The organism is Comamonas koreensis, assembly GCF_021026195.1.
Classification (GTDB): Bacteria; Pseudomonadota; Gammaproteobacteria; order Burkholderiales; family Burkholderiaceae_C; genus Comamonas; species Comamonas koreensis.
Genome location: NZ_JAJNCT010000005.1, coordinates 876,753 through 898,860, shown reverse-complemented (window position 1 = coordinate 898,860; position 22,108 = coordinate 876,753). Strand labels below are relative to the sequence as shown.

Below are 22,108 nucleotides of genomic sequence, written 5' to 3'. Positions count from 1 at the left end.
GGCAGAGCCCCGGCAAGCTATTAGCCTAATAAATAGCATCTTCTTGTTGCCAAATGAAACACCTGGCTGCCCTGGGCGGCCAGCCAACACTGGCGCAGGCTAATTTTGGTACGCTCTCACCATCCTAGGGGAGAGCTCCGTGAATACAACATTACAACGCTGGCTGGCGGGCGCCGGCTGGGCTGCGCTGGGCCTGTCGGCCCATGCCACAAGCATCACATCGGTGTCACCGCAGGGCGAGGTGGCCCGGGTCCGGCAAATCGTGGTCAAGTTCGATGCGGCCGTGGTGCCAATGGGCGATCTGCGCGCGGCCGCGCCAGTCAAGCTGGACTGCGACAACAAACAGGCCCAGAGCCAGGGAACGGGGCGCTGGACAGGCCCCCGTGAATGGGTGTTTGACCTGGCCGATGACCTGCCGCCAGGCGTGCGCTGCACGGTCGAAAAGGTCGCCAACCTCAAGGATGCCGCTGGCGAGCCGGTCAAGGGCGCTGCCAAGTACAGCTTTGGCACCGGCGGCCCGTCGGTGACCCGCATTGTTCCTGGCAGCTACCAGGCGCTGGACAGCCGCCAGTTCTTTGGCCTGCAGTTCAATGCCGATGTCGTGACCTCGACCGTAGAGAACAGCACCTGGTGCACGGTCAAGGGCATTGGGGAGCGCATTCCGGTGCGTGTCCTCAGCGCCTCGGAGTCGGATGACTTCATGCAAAGCCAGTTTGGCCGCGATAGCTTGCAGCAGCGGCCACGCCGCCATGTGGCCTTGCAGTGCCAGCGTGCGTTGCCCGAGGGCGCGCAGATGAGCCTGGTGGTGGGCGCGGGGGTGAGCACGGACAACGGCGTCAAGCAGACGCGCGAGCGCCGCTTTGACTACCAGGTGCGCCAGCCCTTCACGGCCGAGTTCAGCTGCGAGCGCGCCAATGCGCAGGCCGGCTGCCTGCCGATCCGCCCGCTCAATGTGCTCTTCAGCGCCTCGGTGGACCGCAAGCTGGCGGAAGGCGTTTTCCTGGAGACCTCCAAGGGCAAGGTCAAGGCCAGCTTCCCTGATGACGGGGATGCCAGCGAGGTCAACCGCCTGCAGTTTGCGCCACCCTTCGGCGAGAAGGAGACGATGCGCATCGTGCTGCCCCAGGGCTTCAAGGACGAATCCGACCGGCCGCTGGCCAATGCCAACCTGTTCCCGCTGAAGGTGGAAAGCGGCCTGATGCCGCCGCTGGCCAAGTTTGCCGCCTCGCCCTTTGGCGTGGTGGAGCGCTTTGCCGAAGGCGACAAGGGCCCGGCCATGTTCCCGGTGACCCTGCGCAATGTGGAGCAGGACCTGCAGATCAAGGGCTTGTCGATCGAGGACAAGGGCACCGTCTCGACCCTGCAGCTGCAAAGCGATGCCGACATCATCCGCTGGTACCGCAAGCTGCAGCGCTATGACAACTGGCAGATCAGCCGCAAGCAGGCGGCGCAGGACAGCAAGATCCCGCTGCCCAATGTGCTGCCCGATGGCGACAAGAACTATGTCGAAACCCGCATGCTGTCGCTGCTCGAAGGCCAGGCCGCCGGCAAGAAGCTGGCCCTGCCCAAGACCGACAGCAAGGACCCGCGCCCCTTCGAGGTGGTGGGCATTCCGCTGGAGACCGGTTTCCATGTGGTCGAGATCGCCTCGCCGATGCTGGGCGACGCACTGCTCAACACCGACTACGACAGCGCCCGCCGCGTGATGTATGTGCGCAGCTCGGCGCTGGTGACCAACCTCGGCGTGCACTTCAAGCTGGGGCGTGAAAACGCGATGGCCTGGGTGACCAGCCTGGACAAGGGCAAGCCGGTGGCCAATGCCCAGGTGCGCATCTCCACCTGCGACGGCAAGACCCTGGTGCAGGGCACCACCGACAAGGACGGCGTGGCCCGCTTCGACAAGCTCGACACCCAGGCGCAGGTGCGCTGCGAGGGTGGCGCTGACAGCGACACCAGCTCGGCCTACTTTGTGAGCGCGCGCGCGACGGTCGATGGCAAGCAGGACATGGCCTTTGTCTGGAGCGACTGGCAGCGTGGCATCGAGAGCTGGCGCTTCAACCTGGAGACCGACAGCAGCCCGGTGCAGGATGTGGTCGCCCATACCGTGCTCGATCGCAGCCTGTTGCGCGCTGGCGAGACGGTGTCGATGAAGCACCTGATCCGCAGCCAGACGATGGGCGGCCTGGGCCTGCCCGGCAAGGAGCAGTTGCCCGACCAGGTGGTCATCACCCATCTGGGCAGCAATGACGAGTTTGAGCTGCCGCTGACCTGGCAGCGTCCCGGCCAGGGCCTGTCGGCCGTGTCGGAGTTCAAGATCCCCAAGGCTGCCAAGCTGGGCACCTACAACATCACGCTCAAGGGCGGCAAGGGCAAGTGGGGCTCGACCGAGATGCAGACCGGCTCGTTCCGGGTGGAAGAGTACCGCCTGCCGGTGTTCAAGGGCAGTGTGACGCCGGACCAGCCAGCCCCCATCGTGCAACCCGGCAAGCTCGGTGCGCAGGTGCAGCTGTCCTACCTCTCGGGTGGCGCAGCGGCCAAGGAGGCCGTCAAGGTATCGGCCGCGATCCAGTCGCATGCGGTGAGCTTTGAGGACTACGACACCTTCTCGTTCGGCCGGCCCTATCTGAGCCGCAAGCTGCCCGGCGCGGGCAACGACGGAGAAGACTACAGCAATGACCGCCGCGTGATTGCCGACAAGCTGGCGCTGACCCTGGATGCCAATGGCGTGGGCAAGGCCGAAATCGCGCAGGTGCCCAGCTCCGTGGCGCCGCAGGATCTGCTGCTGGAGGCGAGCTTCTCCGACCCCAATGGCGAGGTGCAGACCATCAGCAACCACAGCGTGATCTGGCCCGCCTCGGTGGTCGCCGGCATCAAGGCCGAGAACTGGGCCTCCACCGACAAGAAGCTGAGCTTCCAGGCGCTGTCGCTGACGCCGTCGGGCAAGCCGGTTTCTGGCGTCAAGCTGCAGGTGCGCGCGGTGGCGCGCGTGGTCACCTCCACGCGCAAGCGCATGGTGGGCGGCTTCTACAGCTACGAGAACCATGAGAGCTACAAGGACCTGGGCGTGGTCTGCAGCGGCAAGAGCGATGCCAAGGGCCTGCTGGCCTGCGACACCCAGCTGAGCGAAGGCGGCGAGACCGAACTGATCGCCGAGGCGACCGATGACAAGAACCGCAGCTCCAAGGCCGCGACCTCGGTCTGGGTGACCAAGCAGGGCGAGCTCTGGTTTGGCGGTGAAGACACCGACCGCATGGACCTGCTGCCGGAAAAGAAATCCTACAAGGTGGGCGACACCGCGCGCTTCCAGGTGCGCATGCCCTTCCGCGAAGCAACGGCGCTGGTGACGGTGGAGCGCGAAGGCGTGCTGTCCAGCCAGGTGATCACCCTGCGCGGCGATGACCCCACGGTCAACCTGAAGGTGCAAGAGGGCTGGGGCCCGAATGTCTACGTCAGCGTGATGGCGCTGCGTGGCCGCCTGCGCGAAGTGCCTTGGTACAGCTTCTTCACCTGGGGCTTCAAGTCGCCGCGTGAATGGTGGACCTCGTTCTGGTACGAGGGCAAGGAGTATGTGGCGCCCACCGCGCTGGTGGACCTGTCCAAGCCCGCCTACCGCCTGGGCGCGGCCGAGATACGCGTCGGCATTGCCGACCGCCAGCTGGCCGTGACCGTCAAGAGCGACAAGGAAAGCTACCGCATCCGCAACACCGCCAAGGTCACGATCGAAGCCAAGCTGCCCAATGGCAAGCCGGCTGCGGGCGCGGCTGTGTCGGTGGCGGCCGTGGACCAGGCCTTGCTGGAGCTCAAGAGCAATGACACCTGGGCGCTGCTCGAAGCCATGTACCAAAAGCGTTCCTGGGGCGTGGAGACCTCCACCGCCCAGATGGAAATCATCGGCCGGCGCCACTACGGCCGCAAGGCCGTGGCGGCGGGTGGCGGCGGTGGCAATGGCCAGACGCGCGAGCTGCTCGATACCCTGCTGCTGTGGCAGCCCAATGTGGTGCTGGATGCGAATGGCCGCGCCGAAGTGGATGTGCCGCTCAACGACGCACTGACCAGCTTCAAGATCGTGGCCGTGGCCGAGAGCGGGCTGGAGCTGTTTGGCACCGGCACCACCCAGATCCGCACCACGCAGGAACTGCAGATCATCAGCGGCCTGCCGCCACTGGTGCGCGATGGCGACCGCTATGACGCCCAGGTCACCCTGCGCAACACCACCAGCAAGCCCATGCAGGTGCTGGTGACCCCCAAGGCCACCTTGCTGCAGCTGGAGCCGCAGACGGTGGAAGTGGCGGCCAACGAGGCCCGCACCGTGAGCTGGAGCGTGACGGCGCCGCCCGACATGTCGCAAAGCCGCCAGGGCGAGTTGCTTTGGGAGATCAGCGCCAAGGACAAGCAGGGCGATGCCGCCGATGCGCTCAAGGTCAGCCAGCGGGTGGTGCCCGCTGTGGCGGTGGAGACCCTGCAGGCTACCTTGCTGCAGCTCGATGGCAGCCTGGATATGCCGGTGAGCGCACCGGCCGATGCCTTGCCCGGCCGTGGCGGCCTGAAGCTGTCGCTGGTGCCGCGCCTGGCAGAAGGCCTGCCCGGCGTGCGTGACTGGTGGCGTGCCTACCCGTACGCCTGCCTGGAGCAGACCACGAGCAAATCCATCGGCATGCAGGATGCAGCGCTGTGGAAGAGCACGATGGAACGCCTGCCCACCTACCTGGATGGCGATGGCCTGGCCAACTACTTCCCGCCGCAACCGGGCAGCAGCAACACCGGCAGCGATGCGCTGACCGCCCACCTGCTGCAGGCCGCTTTCGAGATGAAGCGCATCGACCCGGCCTTTGCGATCCCCGCCGCGCCGCTGGGCCGCATGCAGGATGCGCTGGCCCGCTTCATCGATGGCCGCATCGAGCGCAAGTTCTGGAGCCCGCGCTCCGACCTGGAAGTGCGCAAGCTCGCTGCCATCAACGCGTTGGCGCTGTATGGCAAGGCGCAGCCGCGCATGCTGACCAGCATCCAGATTGCCCCCAACGACTGGCCCACCCAGACGGTGGTGGACTGGCTATCCATCCTGGGCCACATGAAGGATGTGCCCAACCGCAGCAAGCTGCTCGAAGAGGCCAACCAGATCCTGCGTGCGCGCCTGAGCTACCAGGGCACCAAGGTGCTGTTCGCCAACGAGAACAACGACTACTGGTGGTGGCTGATGCAAAACGGTGACACCACCCTGGCGCGCTTCCTGCTGGTGGTGATGGACGACCCGGCCTGGAAGGACGATATGCCGCGCCTGGCCAGCAGCTTTATCAGCCGCCAAAAGAGCGGTGCCTGGACGACGACCACGGCCAACCTCTGGGGCGCGCTGGCGCTGGAGCGCTTCTCGCGCACCTATGAATCCACGCCGGTAACCGGTACGACCGAGGCCAGCATGGCCGGCAAGTCCGGCACCGTGGACTGGAGCCGCGTGACCAAGGCGCAGGACGCCATCGAGCTGCTGGCGCAGGGCGGCAAGCGTACGCCCGGCCCGACCGAGCAGGTCGCGCAATGGCTGAACAACACCATTGACCTGCCTTGGGCCAGTGGTAACCAGAGCCTGAAGGTGCAGCAAAAGGGCACCGGCAAGCCCTGGTTGACGGTGCAGTCGCAGGCGGCCGTGCCGCTCAAGCAGCCGCTGTCGGCCGGCTACACCATCAGCAAGACGGTGGTGGCGGTGGAGCAGGCCAACAAGAACCTGCCCGCCGGCCAGTACACCCGGGGCGATGTGCTGCGTGTGACCCTGGAGGTGAATGCCAGCGCCAACATGACCTGGGTGGCGATCACCGATCCGATTCCGGGCGGCGCCACCATCCTGGGCAGCGGCCTGGGCCGGGACTCGGCACTGTCCACCGCCGGCGAGAAATCGACCGGCTGGGGCTGGAAGGCGTTCGAGGAGCGCTCCTTCGAGAGCTACCGCGCCTACTACGGCTACCTGCCGCAGGGCAAGCTCAGCCTGCAGTACAGCTACCGCGTCAACAACACCGGTGAGTTTGCGCTGCCATCGACCCGCGTCGAGGCGCTGTATGCGCCCGAGATGTTCGGCATGGCACCCAATCCGAAGGTGACGGTTGTGCCTGTGGCGCCATGAGGCTGCGCGCTATAGCCCGCTGGCGGCTGCTGGCCCTGGCCTGCCTGGTGCATGCACCACTGGCCCAGGCTGTGCCCAGCTTTGGCGAGGTGCGCCAGGACTTCAGCTCATCGGAGACGCGGGTGCTGTCACGCGAAGGCGAGTTGCTGCAGCGGGTGCGCACCGACAGCACGGTGCGCCGGGGCGACTGGGTAGCGCTGGGCGATGTATCGGCCGCGCTGCGCACCGCCATGCTGCTGAGCGAGGACAAGCGTTTTTACGAGCACAGTGGCGTGGACTGGGCGGCGGTGACCGCTGCGGCCTGGGGCAATCTCTGGAACCAGCGTACGCGCGGGGCCAGCACCATCAGCATGCAGCTGGCGGGCTTGCTCGACGGCGACTGGCGGCGCAGCAATGGCGGCCGCTCGGTGGTGCAAAAGGTGGGCCAGACGGTGGCAGCCCAGGTGCTGGACCGGCGCTGGCAGAAAACCCAGATCCTGGAGGCCTACCTGAACCTGGTGCCTTTCCGGGGCGAAGTGGTGGGCATTGATGCGCTGTCACGCACCCTGTTCGACAAGGCCCCCCATGGGCTGGATGACCGCGAGGCGGCGGTGGCCGCCGCGCTGGTGCGCGCGCCCAATGCGCGGCCCAGCCAAGTGGGCCAGCGTGCCTGCGGTGTGCTCAAGGAGATGCGGCGCGATCCCAAGCTGGACTGCGAAGCGATCGTGTTCTTCACCGAGATCGCGCTGAAAAAGCGCGCCTTTGATGCCAGCGAAGGCATTGCGCCGCACTTCAGCCGCATTGCACTGCGTGAGGCACGGCAAGGCGCGGATGGAAAAACCCAGCCGGCGGCCATGGCCAGCCTGCGCACCACCTTGAGTGCGCCGCTGCAGCGCTATGCGGTCGATATTCTGGGCCAGCACCTGCAGGCCTTGCGCAGCAGCAATGTGCAAGATGGCGCCGTGCTGGTGCTGGACAACGCCAGCGGCGAGGTGCTGGCCTGGGTGGGCTCATCGGGCGCACTGAGCCAGGCGCATGCGGTGGATGCGGTGCTGGCGCCGCGCCAGCCGGGCTCCACCCTCAAACCTTTTCTCTATGGCCAGGCGATTGCCGAGCACAAGCTGACGGCTGCCTCCTTGATCGAGGATTCGCCGGCCCGCATTCCGACGGCCAGCGGCCTCTATATTCCGCAGAACTACGACCGCAGCTTCAAGGGCTGGGTGTCGGTGCGCACGGCGCTGGGCGCGTCGCTCAATGTGCCGGCGGTGCGCACCCTGGTGATGGTGGGCGTGGACGATTTCTTTGACCAGCTGGTGCGCCTGGGCATGCCCATGCGCGAGAGCGGCAGCTATTTTGGCTACAGCCTGGCGCTGGGCAGCCCTGACATTCCGTTGGTGCAGCTGACCAATGCCTACCGTGCGCTGGCCAATGGCGGGCGCTACAGCCCGGTGGCCTATGCGCGCGGCGGCAAGCCGCAGTTCCGCCAGGCCATGGATGCGGGTGCGGCCTATGTGGTGGGCGATATGCTGGCCGATGGCAATGCCCGCGTGCGCACCTTTGGGCTGGACAGCGTGCTGGGCACGCGCAGCTGGGCGGCGGTGAAAACCGGCACCAGCAAGGACATGCGCGACAACTGGGCGGTCGGCTGGTCCGACCGCTATACGGTGGGCGTCTGGGTCGGCAATGCCAGCGGCGAGGCCATGCACTCGGTCAGCGGCACCAGTGGTGCGGCGCCGGTCTGGGCCAGCATCATGGCCTTTTTGCACCAGGGCCAGCCCAGCCGCGCGCCCAAGCCGCCGCCCGGGCTGCATGAGCAATGGGTGGATTTTGGCCCCGCGCCTGCAGGCCAATCGGGCGCCGGCTTTGCGCTGGAGGCGCGGCGTGAGGAGTGGTTCCTGGCCGGCACCGGGCAGCCCCGCTTTGCGCTGGATGGCCAGGCCACCGGGGTTGATGAGATGGTGGGCGGCCGCAGCTTTGCCGGGCGATCGGCCGACGGCAGTGGCTCGGCAGCACCGCCTGCGGTGCGTATTCTGGCCCCCGCCAATGGCACGATTGTCGCGGTGGACCCGGACATTCCACCCGAGCGCCAGCGCCTGCAGTTTGTCGCCGATTCGGCCGCTGCACGCTGGCGCATCGATGGCAAGGATGTGGCGCGCGGCGCGCGCTGGGCCTGGCTGCCCTGGCCGGGCCGCCACCAGGTGGAACTGGTCAATGCGCAGGGCGAGGTGCTGGACAGCATCCGCCTGGAAGTGCGCGGCGCGGGCGTTAAACAGGCCAAGCGCTAAAAGATGCTGCAGCCACCCGCAAGGGGGCTGCAGCAATACCGGCCGGGGCTTTTAGTCGACGACGACGGCGGTGCCGCTGGCCGACACCATCAGCATGCCGTTGTCCTTGCCCAGCACTTCATAGTCCAGGTCGATGCCGACGACGGCATTGGCGCCCAGCGCCTTGGCGCGCTCCTGCAACTCGGCCAGCGCAATGTCTCTGGCCTTTTGCAGCTCTTTCTCGTAGGTGCCCGAGCGGCCGCCAACAATGTCGCGGATGCCGGCAAACCAGTCCTTGAAAAAGTTGGCGCCCAGGATAGCCTCGCCATTGACGATGCCGCAGTAGCGGCTGATGCGCTTGCCTTCAACGCTGGGGGTGGTCGTGACAATCATGGTGTGACTCCAGCGCTATCAGTTGCCGAGCGCGCGCAGCAGCTTTTGGCCAGCGCGGCCATCGGCCTTCATGCCCAGGCGGTTTTGCTCGGCCTTGATGGCCTCGCGCGTCTTGGCGCCAATCATGCCGTCGGGCTCGCCAATCGCGTAGCCACGGGTCAGCAGCGCCTGCTGCAGCTCCTTGTTCTGCGCGCGCGACAGGCCCAGGTCATCGGTGGGCCAGGGGGTGACAAAGCTGATCTGGCTTTGTTGGCTGTCGGCCACCAGGTTGGACAACTGCGCAATGGCCAGGCCATAGTTTTCCGAGGCGTTGTAGCTGTAGAGCGCATCAAAATTGCGCCCCACCAGGAAGGCCGGGCCGCCAGCGGCAGGGATCATCAGGCCAGCGGATGGCAGCGAATCCGGCAGCGGATCGCCATTGGCCAAGGTGACGCCGGCCGAGCGCCAGAAATCCAGCGGCTTCTTGTTCTTGCGGCCGGCATCGGCGGTGCTGAAACCGCTGGGCAGCTTGACCTCAAAGCCCCAGGGCTGGCCCGGGCGGTAGCCGGCGTTCTTCAGGAACATGGCGGTCGAGGCCAGCGCATCGGGCACGCTGTCGACGATGTCACGGCGGCCATCGCCGTCAAAGTCCACCGCGCTGCGGAAGAAGGTCGAGGGCATGAACTGGGTCTGGCCAAAGGCGCCGGCCCAGGAGCCGACCAGCTTGGACTCGGCAATATGGCCTTCTTGCAGAATGCGCAGCGCGCTGGCGAACTCGCCCCGGAAATAGGCCTGGCGGCGGCCAAAGCAGGACAGGGTGCCGAGCGACTGCACCAGGGAGCGCCCGCCCAGGTTCTGGCCGAAGTTGCTCTCCACACCCCAGACGCCGATAACGATCTGCGGGGATACGCCCGTGCTCTGTTCGATCTTGTCCAGGGTGTCCTTCCACTTGGCATAGGCGGCGCGGCCTTCGGCCACGCGCTGCTCGTCAACCAGCACGGCGATGTAATCCCAGACGGGCATCGTGAACTCGGGCTGGCGGTTGAGCAGCGGCAGCACCGTGGCATCGGGCTGGAGCTGGGCGGTGTACTGGTGGAAGGTGGCGGGGGTGATGGCGGCAAAGGCCTTGCTGCTGCGCAGCTCGCTGAGGCAGGACTGGAACTCGGCCTGGCTCAGGTTCGGCGGCTCTTGCGGTGCGCTGGTCTGGGCAAATACGGCGCAGGCGGCAAGGCCCAGGCTGACGGCGGTGGCGAGCTGGCGCATCGCAGGGTGGGGGCGGCGGAACATCATCCAGGCAATATACCTGCTTGCCATGGCCGCAGCCCTGGTAAACCCGCAAGTCGCGACCATTGCTTACGTTTTTGCCGGGCGCAAAGATGCGGGTAAACCCAAAAATATATGCGCTGCACCATAGCGCCTATCGCTGGCTTGTTATGGCTGGCGCTGCGCGGCACACTACGCTTGTACACAGTTTTGAAGACCGGCGCGGCAATGCGCGACCGAGCCCCACCATGAGCCCCATGACCGCCCCACAAGCCATCCGTTTCTACCACCAAGGCCGTATCACCGAAGTTGAAGGCCTGGCCCCCACGCGCAGTGTGCTGGACTGGCTGCGCGAGGACGCGCGCTGCACCGGCACCAAGGAGGGCTGCAACGAAGGCGATTGCGGTGCCTGCACAGTGATGCTGGCCGAGCTGGCGGAGCCGGGCGATCCGCAGGCCGTGCAAGGCCTCAAGCTGCAGACCGTCAATGCCTGCATCCAGCTGCTGCCCAGCCTGCATGGCAAGGCGCTGTTCACCGTCGAAGATCTCAAGACCAGCTGCCGGCCCAAGGAGGCCGGCCAGCCCGGCAACGCGCTGCACCCGGTGCAGCAGGCCATGGTGGACTGCCACGGCTCGCAATGCGGCTTTTGCACGCCCGGTTTTGTGGTGTCGCTGTGGTCCTTGTACGAGCGGCAGCAGGCGCACCCAGGCCCCGCACCCACCCGCCAGCAGCTGGCCGATGCGCTGTCCGGCAACCTCTGCCGCTGCACCGGCTACCGGCCCATTCTGGATGCCGGCCAGCAGATGCTGGACCTGCCTGCCCGCCAGCTGGATGCGGCGCCCGTGGTGTCGGCCCTGCAGGCGCTGCGCAGCGATGCCGACTGGAGCTATGCCTACAGCCCCAGCAGCGGGCAGCCCCAGCACTTCCATGCGCCGGCCAGCATAGCCAGCCTGGCGCAGCTGCGCGCCGCGCTGCCCGATGCCCGCATGATCGGCGGCACCACCGATGTGGCCTTGTGGATCAACAAGCAGTTCCGGCCGCTGGGCGATTTGATTGCCGTCGGGCGGGTGGCGGAGCTGCGCCGCATCGAGGAGCGCGATGGCATGCTCTGCATTGGTGCCGGCGCCTCGCTGGAATCGGCTTGGGCCGCGCTGGCACAGCGCTTTCCGACGCTGGCGGAGGTCTGGCTGCGCTTTGCATCGCCCCCCGTGCGCCATGCCGGCACCATGGGCGGCAATGTGGCCAATGGCTCGCCGATTGGCGATGCCCCGCCGGTGCTGATGGCGCTGGATGCCGAGATCGAGCTGCGCCTGGGTGAGCGCCTGCGGCGCATGCCACTGACCGACTTTTACCTGGACTACATGAAGAACCAGCTGGAGCCCGGCGAGTGGGTGCAGGGCCTGCGCGTGCCGCTGGCAGTGCAGGCGCGCCAGGTGCGGGCCTACAAGATCAGCAAGCGCTTTGACTGTGATATCTCGGCGCTGTGCGCGGGCTTTTCGCTGCAGCTCGATGCCCAGGGCCAGGTGGAGACCGTGCGCCTGGCCTTTGGCGGCATGGCGGCCACCGTGCGGCGCGCCGCCAAGGCCGAGGCCGCATTGCTGGGCCAGGCCTGGACGGCGCAGGCTGTGCAGCGCGCCCAGGCCGCGCTGGCCGAGGATTTTCAACCGATGACCGATATGCGGGCGAGCGCGGCCTACCGCATCAAGGTGGCGCAGAACCTGCTGCAGCGCCTGTGGCTGGAGACCCGGGCCGATGCCCCCTTGCCAGCCGATGCCACCAGCGTCTGGGCCGCCATGCCGCACCTCGTCAGCAGCGCCCAGGCCCCACAGGCCGCAGCCACGGGAGCCTGATATGAACACCTCAATCCCCAAGCATGTGCTGGCCGGCGCTGAAGCCTTTGCCGATTACCGTGACAACCAGAAGGCGCGCATTGATGTGGCGCAGGAAGCCAAGGCCCGCCAGCAGGGCCACCAGGTCGGCATCAGCCGCAGCCATGAGTCTGCCGCCTGGCATGTGGCCGGTGAGGCCGCCTACATCGACGATATGCCCGAGCTGGCCGGCAGCCTGCACTGCGCGCTGGGCCTGTCACCCGTGGCCCATGGCCGTTTGCTGTCGCTGGACCTGGACGCGCTGCGCGCCCAGCCCGGTGTGGTGGCGGTGCTGACGGCCGCTGATATTCCCGGCGTCAATGACTGCGGCTCCATCATCCATGACGACCCCATCCTCTGCGATGGCGAGATCCGCTACCTGGGCCAGCCGATGTTTGCGGTGCTGGCCCGCGACCGGCAAACGGCGCGGCGCGTGGCCGCGATGGCGCGCAAGCTGGCCACGGTGGAAGAGGCCGAGCCGGTGCTGACGCCGCAGCAGGCCCATGCGCTGGGCCAGTATGTGATGCCGCCGATGCAGCTGGTGCGCGAGACCGATGCCGGCGGCGCCAGCCAGGCCATTGCCCAGGCTCCGCACCGGCTGCAGGGCAGCTGGGAAGTGGGCGGCCAGGAGCAGTTCTACCTCGAAGGCCAGATCAGCTACGCCATCCCCAAGGAGGGGGGCGCGATGCATGTGTTCTGCTCCACCCAGCACCCCAGCGAGATGCAGCACCTGGTGGCCCATGCGCTGGGCGTTCAGGCCCATGCAGTGCATGTCGAATGCCGGCGCATGGGCGGCGGCTTTGGCGGCAAGGAATCGCAATCGGCGCTGTTTGCCTGCGTGGCTGCGGTGGCGGCGCGCAAGCTGGGCCGGCCCGTCAAGCTGCGGCTGGACCGGGACGATGATTTCATGGTCACCGGCAGGCGCCATTGCTTCTGGTACGAGTACGACATTGGCTATGACGATGCCGGCCGCATTCTGGGCGCCGAGGTGACCATGGTCTCGCGCGCCGGGCACTCGGCCGATCTGTCGGCGCCGGTGATGACCCGCGCGCTCTGCCACTTCGACAATGCCTACTGGCTGCCCAATGTGCGCATGCGCGGCTTCATGGGCAAGACCAATACGCAGAGCAATACCGCGTTTCGCGGCTTTGGCGGGCCGCAAGGCGCGATCGTGATGGAGAACATCATGGACTCGATCGCGCGGCAGCTGGGCAAGGATGCGCTCGATGTGCGCCGCGCCAACTTCTATGCCAAGGACAGCGGGCAGTGCACGCCCTATGGCCAGGAGGTGGACGACAACATCATCGACGAGCTGGTCGCGCAGCTGGAGGCGCGCAGCGACTACCGGGCGCGGCGCGCGCAGGTCGATGCCTTCAATGCCAGCAGCCCGGTGCTCAAGCGCGGCCTGGCGCTGACGCCGGTCAAGTTCGGCATCTCCTTCAACGTCAAGCATTTCAACCAGGCCGGCGCGCTGGTCCATGTCTACAACGATGGCTCCATCCTGGTCAACCACGGTGGCACCGAGATGGGCCAGGGCCTGAACACCAAGGTGGCCCAGGTGGTGGCGCATGAGCTGGGTGTGGCCTTTGAGCGGGTGCGAGTGACGGCCACCGACACCACCAAGGTGGCCAACACCTCGGCCACGGCGGCATCGACCGGCACCGACCTGAACGGCAAGGCCGCGCAGGACGCGGCGCGCCAGATCCGCGAGCGCCTGGCGGCCTGCCTGGCAGCGCAGCATGGGGCAGACCCGGCATCGGTGCGCTTTGTGAACGACGAGGTGCATTGCGCGGGCCAGACCCTGCGTTTTGAGGCGCTGGTCAAGCAGGCCTATCTGGAGCGGGTGCAGCTCTGGTCCGATGGTTTTTATGCGACGCCCGGGCTGTCCTGGGATGGCGCGGCGATGCGTGGCCGGCCTTTCTTCTACTTTGCCTACGGCGCGGCCGTCAGCGAGGTGGTGGTGGACACCTTGACCGGCGAGAGCAAGCTGCTGCGCGCCGATGTGATCCATGATGTGGGCCAGTCGCTGAACCCGGCCGTGGACATCGGCCAGGTCGAGGGCGCGTTTATCCAGGGCATGGGCTGGCTCACGATGGAGCAGCTGGTCTGGCATCCCAAGACCGGTGCCTTGATGACCCATGCCCCCAGCACCTACAAGATCCCGACCGCCAACGACTGCCCGCCCGTGCTGAATGTGCAGCTGTTTGACGGTGCCAACCCGCACGAGACCATCCACCGCAGCAAGGCGGTGGGCGAGCCGCCGCTGCTGCTGCCGTTCTCGGTGCTGTTTGCGATACGCGATGCGGTGGCCGCCACCGGCGCGCCCGGCTGTTGCCCGCCGCTGCGGGCACCGGCCACGGCCGAGGCGGTGCTGGACGCCATCGCGGCCGTGCAGACAGGGCTTTGACGGTGGTGTCTGGCAGGTTGCGCCCGCAACTGCGATACTCGCCGCCTTCGATCTGAATCAGCTTCCATTGAACAATGCATAACCACAAGGAGCAGCCATGAGTGTGCTGGATAACTATTTCAAGCTGGGTGAGCATGGCACGACGGTGCGAACCGAAGTGCTGGCGGGGCTCACGACCTTTCTCACGATGGCCTACATCATGTTCGTCAACCCCTCCATCCTGGGGGATGCGGGCATGCCCAAGGGGTCGGTGTTTGTCGCCACCTGCCTGATTGCGGCGCTGGGCTCGGTGCTGATGGGCCTGTATGCCAACTACCCGATTGCGATTGCACCCGGCATGGGGCTGAACGCCTACTTCGCCTATGTGGTGGTGCTGGGCATGGGCTACACCTGGCAGGCGGCGCTGGGGGCGGTCTTCGTCTCCGGCTGCCTGTTCCTGCTGGTCACCATCTTTCGCATACGCGACCAGATCATCAACGGCATACCGGCATCGATACGTGTGGCCATCACGGTGGGTATCGGTCTGTTTCTGGCGCTGATTGCGCTCAAGAGCGCCGGCGTGGTGGTGGAATCCAAGGCCACCCTGGTGACCCTGGGTGATCTGCATTCGCCGTCGGTGATCCTGTTCACCCTGGGCTTTTTCCTGATCGTCGTGCTGGACCGCCTGCGCGTGCCCGGCGCCATCCTGATCGGCATCCTGGCCGTTACGGTGGCCTCGTTCATCTTTGGCGGCAACCAGTTCCAAGGGGTGTTCTCGGCACCGCCGTCGATTGCGCCGACCTTCCTGCAACTCGATATCAAGACGGCGCTGTCCAGTGGTTTTCTGAACGTGGTGCTGGTGTTCTTCCTGGTTGAACTGTTTGATGCCACCGGCACCTTGATGGGCGTGGCCAAGCGTGCTGGTCTCCTGGTGCCCGGCAAGATGGAGCGCTTTCACCGCTCGCTGCTGGCCGACAGTGGCGCGATCTTTGCCGGCTCGCTGCTGGGCACCTCCAGCGCGACCGCCTATGTCGAGAGCGCCTCGGGTGTGCAGGCCGGCGGCCGCACGGGCCTCACCGCCGTGACGGTTGCCGTGCTGTTCCTGGCCTGCTTGTTCATCGCGCCGCTGGCCGGCTCGGTGCCCGCTTACGCCACCGCACCCGCGCTGCTGTTTGTGGCCTGCCTGATGCTCAAGGAGCTGACCGAGGTGGACTGGGCCGACACCACCGAGGCCATTCCCGCCGCCATCACCGCGGTGATGATGCCCTTTACCTACTCGATCGCCAACGGCCTGGCCTTTGGCTTCATCTCCTACGCGGCCATCAAGCTGTTCACCGGCCGGGCCCGCGAGGTGCACTGGATGGTCTGGATCATTGCGGCGCTGTTCCTGTTCAAGTTCGCCTATATCGGTGGGCATTGAGCCTTGCCTGTCAGAGGCTGCCTGACTGACAGCTGCCCGGCAGCAGCCTAGAATTTGCCAAAGTGTCCCGGCCCCGGCCGAGGCCCTTTGGCTTTTTTCATACCCGCAAAGGATTTATCAGATGCAGCTCAGCAGCCACAGCTTTCAAGACGGCCAGGCCATTCCTGGCGAGTTCGCTTTTGCGGTGCCCGATGCGACAGCCCATGTCCTGCTGTCGTCCAACCGCAATCCGCACCTGGCCTGGCGCGATGTGCCCGCGGGCACCCAGTCCTTTGTCATCGTCTGCCATGACCCCGATGTGCCCAGCCGGGGCGACGATGTGAACCAGGAAGGCCGCACCGTGCCAGCCGATCTGCCCCGGGTCGATTTCTACCACTGGCTGCTGCTGGACATTCCAGGCACCAACACCGAGATCGCTGCAGGCGCGCAGTCTGACGGCATCACCGCCCATGGCAAGCCCGGCCCCGCTGCGCCCCAGGGCCTGCGCCATGGCATCAACGACTACACCGGCTGGTTTGCCGGGGATGCGCAGATGCAAGGCGAGTACTACGGTTACGACGGCCCCTGCCCACCCTGGAACGACAGCCTGGTGCACCACTATGTGTTCACGGTCTATGCGCTGGCCACGCCGACCTTGGCCATCGAGGGCGAACTGACCGGCGCCCGGGTGCGCGCGGCCTTGGCCCAGGCTTCCGTGCTGGGCCAGGCCAGCATCACCGGCTTGTACAGCCTCAACCCTGCTGTCCCTGCCGTTTAACGGACCGGATGCGGTGAACGGGGCTCCTCAGAGAGCCCCGTTTTGCTGACCTTACTTCACCACCATCAACGTGAAGGGGTAGACATAGGCCTGCAAGGTAACAAAGATGCCCACCAAGGTGGCGAGAGCCACGGAGTGGAAGAACACATAGCGCAGGATGTCGCCCTCGTGGTCGAACCAGCGCGTGGCGGTGGAGGCCACGACGATGGACTGGGCATCGATCATCTTGCCCATCACGCCGCCTGAGCTGTTGGCCGCGCCCATCAGGTTGGGCGACAAGCCAAGCTGCTCGGCAGCGACCTTCTGCATGCCGCCAAACAGCACGTTCGACGCGGTGTCCGAACCGGTCAGCGCCACACCCAGCCAGCCCATCATCGTGCCAAAGAAGGGGTAGAACACGCCGGTGTTGGCAAAGGCCAGGCCCAGGGTGGTATCGGTGCCGGAGTAGCGGGTGAGGGTGCCCAGGGCCAGCATCAGCACAATGGTCAGCAGCGAAAAACGCACCAGCCAGATCGTCTTGAAGAACTGCTTGATGAGGCCCAATGGGCTGTACTTCATCACCAGGCCGCCGACGATGGCCGACAGCAGAATGCCGGTGCCGGTGGCCGACAGCAGGTTGAGCACATAGACTGCGCCTTCCTTGGTGGGCTGGGGCACGACGGGCGGCACCTTCTCGATCATGTTGTGCAGACCGCTCATCGGAAAGGATGGCGCAAACAGGCCGTTCAGCGCGGCCTTGACCGACGGCAGGCCCCAGATGAACACGAAGACGGTCAGGATAGCCCAGGGCGTCCAGGCGCGGATCACATCGGCGCGGGCATGTGCCACCACGGCACGTGGCTTGGCCGTGGTGTCTTCGCTGGTGTCGCGGCCCTTGAGCGAGGTGCTGCGCCAGATGGTCCTGGGCTGCCACACGCGCAGAAAGCCGATCAGGCAGCCCATCGAGACGATGGCGGCAATGATGTCGACCAGCTCCGGACCGATGAAGTTGGACACCAGGTACTGCGGGATCGCAAACGACAGGCCGGTGACCAGGATGGCCGGCCAGATCTCCATCATCGCCTTGCGGCCGGCAAAGGCCCAGATCAGCCAGAAAGGCACCAGCACCGAGAAGAAGGGCAGCTGGCGGCCCACCATCGCGGTGACCTCCATCACGTCATAGCCATGCACCTTGGCCAAGGTGATCACCGGCGTGCCGAGCGCACCGAAGGCGACGGGCGCGGTATTAGCAATCAGCGACAGGCCCGAGGCCGCCAGCGGCGAAAAGCCCAGGCCGATCAGGATCGCCGCCGTGACCGCCACCGGCGTGCCAAAGCCTGCTGCACCTTCGAAAAAGGCGCCAAAGGCAAAGGCAATCAGCAGCAGCTGGATGCGCCGGTCCTCGGTGATGCCGGCAATCGAATCCTGCAGGATCTTGAAGCTGCCGTTCTGCTCCGTCAGCTGGTGCAGAAAGATGATGTTCAGCACGATCCAGCCAATGGGCAGCAGGCCCGTGAGGCCCCCAAAGACCGCTGCGCGGCCGGCCATATCGGCCGGCATGCCATAGACCACGATGGCAATGAGCAAGGCACAGACCAGGCCGGCGCCGGCCGCGATATGGGCTTTGAGGTGGAGAAAGCCCAGCCCGACGAGCATGACGACCACCGGCAGCGCCGCCAGCAGGGTGGAGAGCACCATATTGCCCACCGGGTTGTAGATCTGTTGCCAAACCATGCCTGACTCCTCGTTGTAGCGCAGCGCAAGCACGGCCGGAAGGTCGGGCTATAGACTGCTGTTATGACAAAAACACCTGGATGGATAGAACATCGACATAATGTCCGCCTAGCTGCTGACCCGCAGTCCTGTAAAACCCTAGACCTTGTAACCATGGTGCTGGGTTTGCCGCCTGCGTGACAAGTACGCTGACCACAGCGGGTTACACAGAGGGCATGGCCGCCAGCGCCGCTGCAGGGGCTTGATAACAAGGAAGATTTGTGGCTGATTTATCCAAGATCACATGTATTGAAGATTTGCGCGCCGTGGCCGAAAAGCGCGTGCCTCGGATGTTTTACGACTATGCGGATTCGGGCTCCTACACCCAGGGAACCTACCGGGACAACGAGGCGGCCTTCCACAAGATCAAGCTGCGCCAGCGCGTGGCCGTCAATATGGAAGGGCGCAGTACGCGCAGCACCATGGTGGGGCAGGAGGTCAGCATGCCGGTGGCCATTGCGCCCACGGGCCTCACGGGCATGCAGCATGCCGATGGCGAGATCCTGGCGGCCCGCGCGGCCAAGGCCTTTGGCATTCCGTTCACCCTGTCGACGATGAGTATCTGCTCGCTCGAAGATGTGGCCGAGCACACCGGCCGCCACCCCTTCTGGTTCCAGCTCTATGTGATGCGCGACCGGGGCTTCATGGAGCGCCTGATCGACCGCGCCAAGGCGGCGAACTGCTCGGCCTTGCAGCTCACCCTGGATCTGCAGATCCTGGGCCAGCGCCACAAGGACATCAAGAACGGCCTGTCCACACCGCCCAAGCCCACCTTGAAGAACCTCATCAACCTGGCGACCAAGCCGCGCTGGTGCATGGGCATGCTGGGCACCAAGCGCCGCACGTTTGGCAATATCGTCGGCCATGTCGATGGCGTGGCCGATGTGAGCTCGCTGTCGTCCTGGACGGCCGACCAGTTCGACCCCTGCCTGAACTGGGGCGATGTGGAGTGGATCAAGAAGCGCTGGGGCGGCAAGCTGATCCTCAAGGGCGTGATGGAGGCCGAGGATGCGCGGCTGGCGGCAGAGACGGGTGCGGACGCGCTGATCGTCAGCAACCACGGGGGCCGCCAGCTCGATGGCGCACCGGCCACCATCGATGCGCTGCCGTCGATCGTGCAGGCCGCCGGCAAGGACATCGAGGTCTGGCTGGACAGCGGTATCCGCAGTGGCCAGGATGTCCTCAAAGCCCGCGCGCTGGGTGCCCAGGGCACCTTGATCGGTCGCAGCTTTCTGTACGGCCTGGGTGCCTATGGCCAGGAGGGGGTGACGCGCGCGCTGCAGATCATCCACAAGGAGCTGGATGTGTCGATGGCCTTCTGCGGCCACACCAACATCAACAACGTGGACCAGCGGATCCTGGTGCCGGGCACCTATCCCCAGCCTTATTGACCGAGCAGGGGGCAGGCAGCGTGCTGGCCCCTCTTGATGCCGCAGGCTCGCATCGCCAAATGCAGGCACGCAAGGGGTCGTGTTCGCCTACCATCGGGGCCCTGGTGATGAAGTGGATGCGGTAATGGCTGACGGAGCGGGTATGGAATGGGGTGGTTGGTGGATGGGGCTGGTGGTGTTTGCCGCCATCGCGCAGACGGCGCGCAATGCGGCGCAGCGCTCGCTGACCCGCGACCTGGGCACCTGGGCTGCGACCTTGGTGCGTTTTCTCTACGGCCTGCCGCTGGCTGGGCTGGCGCTGGTGCTGCTCTACACCTTGCCTGCGAAGGCGCCTGAGATTGCGCATTGGACGGGCGCCTATTTTGGCTGGCTGGCGCTGGGCGCGTTCTTCCAGATCGCTGCCACCGGCGCCTTGCTGCTGGCAATGCAGCAGCGCAACTTTGCCGTGGCGGTGACCTTGTCCAAAACCGAGGTGCTGCAGGTGGCACTGTTTGGTGCGGTCTTTCTGGGCGAGCTGCCCACCTACTGGGCGCTGGCGGCGATGGCTATCGCCACCATTGGCGTGGCGCTGCTGTCCTTGCCACCGCGCCAGATCGGCGCCAAGCTCGATTGGCGCAGCAAGGCCGCGATGTATGGCCTTATTTGCGGCGCCTGCTTTGCGATTGCGACCGTGGGATTTCGGGGCGCTGCGCTGGCGCTCAATGCGCCGAGCGCGCTGCTGTCGGGCGCCTGGGGCGTGTTCATTGCGCAGTGCATGCAGACCCTGGCGATGGGCGCCTGGTTCCTCTGGCGTGACCGCAGCGTGCTGCTGCGCATTGCCAAGGCCTGGCGCGTGTCGCTGTTGGCGGGCTGCATGGGCAGTGCCGCGTCTCTGGCCTGGTTCAGCGCCTATGCGCTGCAAAGCGCTGCCTCGGTGCGTACCCTGGGCATGGTCGAGGTGGTGTTCAGCTACCTGGTCTCGCGCCGGGTGCTGAAGGAGCAGCTGCGCCGCAACGAGAAATGGGGCATTGCGCTGATGCTGGTCGGCATTGTGGTGATCTGCACCCAGCTTTAAGCTGCGCGCTGGAAATTCAGCGCCCGTCTGACATCAGGGGGTCTCGCGGGCGGCGCATCATGGTCTGCATTGCTACACGGGACCACTCCAATGACAACACCCTCCGTGCCAGGACCTGGGCCATCGGCCGCCCAGACTTCGGCTACCACTCCTCCCCATTACAGCCCTGAAGAGAAGCGCCACCGCATTTTCTCCATCATGGCGGCCTCGTCGGGCAACCTGGTGGAATGGTTTGACTTCTATGTCTATGCCTTCTCGGCCATCTACTTTGCCGCTGCCTTCTTCCCCAAGGGTGACCCCACCGTACAGCTGCTGAACACCGCCGGCGTCTTTGCTGCCGGCTTTTTGATGCGCCCCATCGGCGGCTGGCTGTTTGGCCGCATTGCCGACAAGTACGGCCGCAAGAAATCCATGCTGATCTCGGTGACGATGATGTGCGCCGGCTCCTTGGTGATTGCCTGCCTGCCGACCTATGCACAGATTGGCGCCTGGGCGCCGTTTTTGCTGCTGCTCTGCCGCTTGTTCCAGGGCCTGTCGGTGGGCGGTGAATACGGCACCACGGCCACCTATATGAGCGAAGTGGCCCTCAAGGGCCAGCGCGGCTTTTTCTCGTCATTCCAGTATGTCACCCTGATCGGCGGCCAGCTACTGGCCGTGCTGCTGATCGTGATTCTGGAAGCCGTGCTGACGGACGCCGAGCTGCGTGCCTGGGGCTGGCGCATTCCCTTTGTGGTGGGCGCTGCGGCCGCTGTCGTGGCCATGCTGCTGCGCCGCACCCTGCATGAGACCCAGTCTACCGAGGCCATGCAGAACAAGGAAACCGGCACCCTGGGCAACCTGTTCAAGCACCACTGGCGCGCCTTTGTCACCGTGCTGGGCTACACGGCGGGCGGCTCGCTGATCTTCTACACCTTCACCACCTACATGCAGAAGTACCTGGTCAACAGCGTGGGCCTGCCGATCAAGACGGCCAGCTATGTGATGACCGTCTGCCTGTTTGTGTACATGTGCATGCAGCCGCTGTTTGGCGCACTGTCCGACCGCATTGGACGGCGCACCAGCATGATGCTGTTTGGGGCGCTGGGTGCCCTGGGCACGGTGCCGATTCTGACCACCCTGCACCAGGCCTCGTCGCCGGTGACGGCCGGCCTGCTGATCCTGGTCGCGCTGGCGATTGTGAGCTTCTACACCTCGATCTCGGGCATCGTCAAAGCGGAGATGTTCCCGCCCGAAGTGCGCGCGCTGGGCGTGGGCCTGGCCTATGCGGTGGCGAATGCGATTTTTGGTGGATCGGCCGAGTTCGTCGCGCTGGCGCTGAAGAATGCCGGCCATGAAAATGCCTTCTTCTGGTATGTGACGGTGATGATGGTGATTGCCTTCCTGTTCAGTCTGCGCCTGCCCAAGCAGGCGGCCTATCTGCACCACGACCACTGAGACACGCGATAGCCCCACAGCGGCGGTATCTGCACCGGGGGCGGCTGCAAGCCGCGCCG

General features: G+C 65.7%; 12 protein-coding genes. 9 read left to right on the top strand and 3 right to left on the bottom strand.

Annotated elements, in window-relative coordinates:
* Nucleotides 1-139: 139 nt before the first annotated feature.
* Nucleotides 140-6,109, top strand: coding sequence for an Ig-like domain-containing alpha-2-macroglobulin family protein (locus LPW39_RS06395; protein WP_230772591.1), 5,970 nt, complete (start codon nt 140-142; stop codon nt 6,107-6,109).
* A complete protein-coding gene (pbpC, locus tag LPW39_RS06390; protein ID WP_230772582.1) occupies nt 6,106-8,373 on the top strand; it encodes a penicillin-binding protein 1C in 2,268 nt (755 codons plus the stop codon). Before LPW39_RS06395 ends, pbpC begins: the two co-directional genes overlap by 4 nt.
* Before the next feature lie 51 nt (nt 8,374-8,424).
* Here the strand turns inward: pbpC and LPW39_RS06385 are convergent, their stop codons facing one another.
* Both LPW39_RS06385 and LPW39_RS06380 read right to left on the bottom strand, forming a co-directional pair.
* Nucleotides 8,425-8,745 carry a heavy metal-binding domain-containing protein gene (locus LPW39_RS06385; protein ID WP_230772580.1) on the bottom strand — a complete coding sequence of 107 codons (321 nt, stop codon included), beginning with the start codon at nt 8,743-8,745 and terminating at the stop codon, nt 8,425-8,427.
* An 18-nt stretch (nt 8,746-8,763) separates the two neighbouring features.
* Nucleotides 8,764-10,038: a lytic murein transglycosylase gene (locus LPW39_RS06380; protein WP_230772578.1), complete on the bottom strand. Its 1,275-nt coding sequence runs from the start codon at nt 10,036-10,038 to the stop codon at nt 8,764-8,766.
* 197 nt (nt 10,039-10,235) lie between these two features.
* Here LPW39_RS06380 and xdhA point away from each other — a divergent pair, with 197 nt between their 5' ends.
* From xdhA to LPW39_RS06360, 4 genes are all read left to right on the top strand, one after another.
* A complete protein-coding gene (gene xdhA / locus LPW39_RS06375) occupies nt 10,236-11,837 on the top strand; it encodes a xanthine dehydrogenase small subunit (RefSeq protein WP_230772576.1) in 1,602 nt (533 codons plus the stop codon).
* A gap of 1 nt (nt 11,838) precedes the next feature.
* Nucleotides 11,839-14,262 carry a xanthine dehydrogenase molybdopterin binding subunit gene (gene xdhB, locus LPW39_RS06370; RefSeq protein WP_230772570.1) on the top strand — a complete coding sequence of 808 codons (2,424 nt, stop codon included), beginning with the start codon at nt 11,839-11,841 and terminating at the stop codon, nt 14,260-14,262.
* 97 nt (nt 14,263-14,359) lie between these two features.
* Nucleotides 14,360-15,661, top strand: a complete 1,302-nt coding sequence (locus LPW39_RS06365) for an NCS2 family permease (protein ID WP_230772563.1) — start codon at nt 14,360-14,362, stop codon at nt 15,659-15,661.
* Nucleotides 15,662-15,782: 121 nt separating this feature from the next.
* Nucleotides 15,783-16,418 carry a YbhB/YbcL family Raf kinase inhibitor-like protein gene (locus tag LPW39_RS06360; RefSeq protein ID WP_230772556.1) on the top strand — a complete coding sequence of 212 codons (636 nt, stop codon included), beginning with the start codon at nt 15,783-15,785 and terminating at the stop codon, nt 16,416-16,418.
* Between the two features lie 51 nt (nt 16,419-16,469).
* Here the strand turns inward: LPW39_RS06360 and LPW39_RS06355 are convergent, their stop codons facing one another.
* On the bottom strand, nt 16,470-18,131 hold the full coding sequence (locus LPW39_RS06355; protein WP_230772554.1) for an L-lactate permease: 1,662 nt from the start codon (nt 18,129-18,131) through the stop codon (nt 16,470-16,472).
* Between the two features lie 260 nt (nt 18,132-18,391).
* Between LPW39_RS06355 and LPW39_RS06350 the strand changes: the two genes are divergently transcribed.
* The 3 genes from LPW39_RS06350 (at nt 18,392) to LPW39_RS06340 (ending at nt 22,049) form a co-directional block, all read left to right on the top strand.
* Nucleotides 18,392-19,561, top strand: coding sequence for an alpha-hydroxy acid oxidase (locus LPW39_RS06350; RefSeq protein ID WP_330166589.1), 1,170 nt, complete (start codon nt 18,392-18,394; stop codon nt 19,559-19,561).
* A 124-nt stretch (nt 19,562-19,685) separates the two neighbouring features.
* Complete coding sequence (locus LPW39_RS06345; protein ID WP_230772547.1) at nt 19,686-20,615, top strand: DMT family transporter; 930 nt, start codon at nt 19,686-19,688, stop codon at nt 20,613-20,615.
* Nucleotides 20,616-20,705: 90 nt separating this feature from the next.
* On the top strand, nt 20,706-22,049 hold the full coding sequence (locus LPW39_RS06340; RefSeq protein ID WP_269075747.1) for an MFS family transporter: 1,344 nt from the start codon (nt 20,706-20,708) through the stop codon (nt 22,047-22,049).
* Nucleotides 22,050-22,108 lie beyond the last annotated feature (59 nt).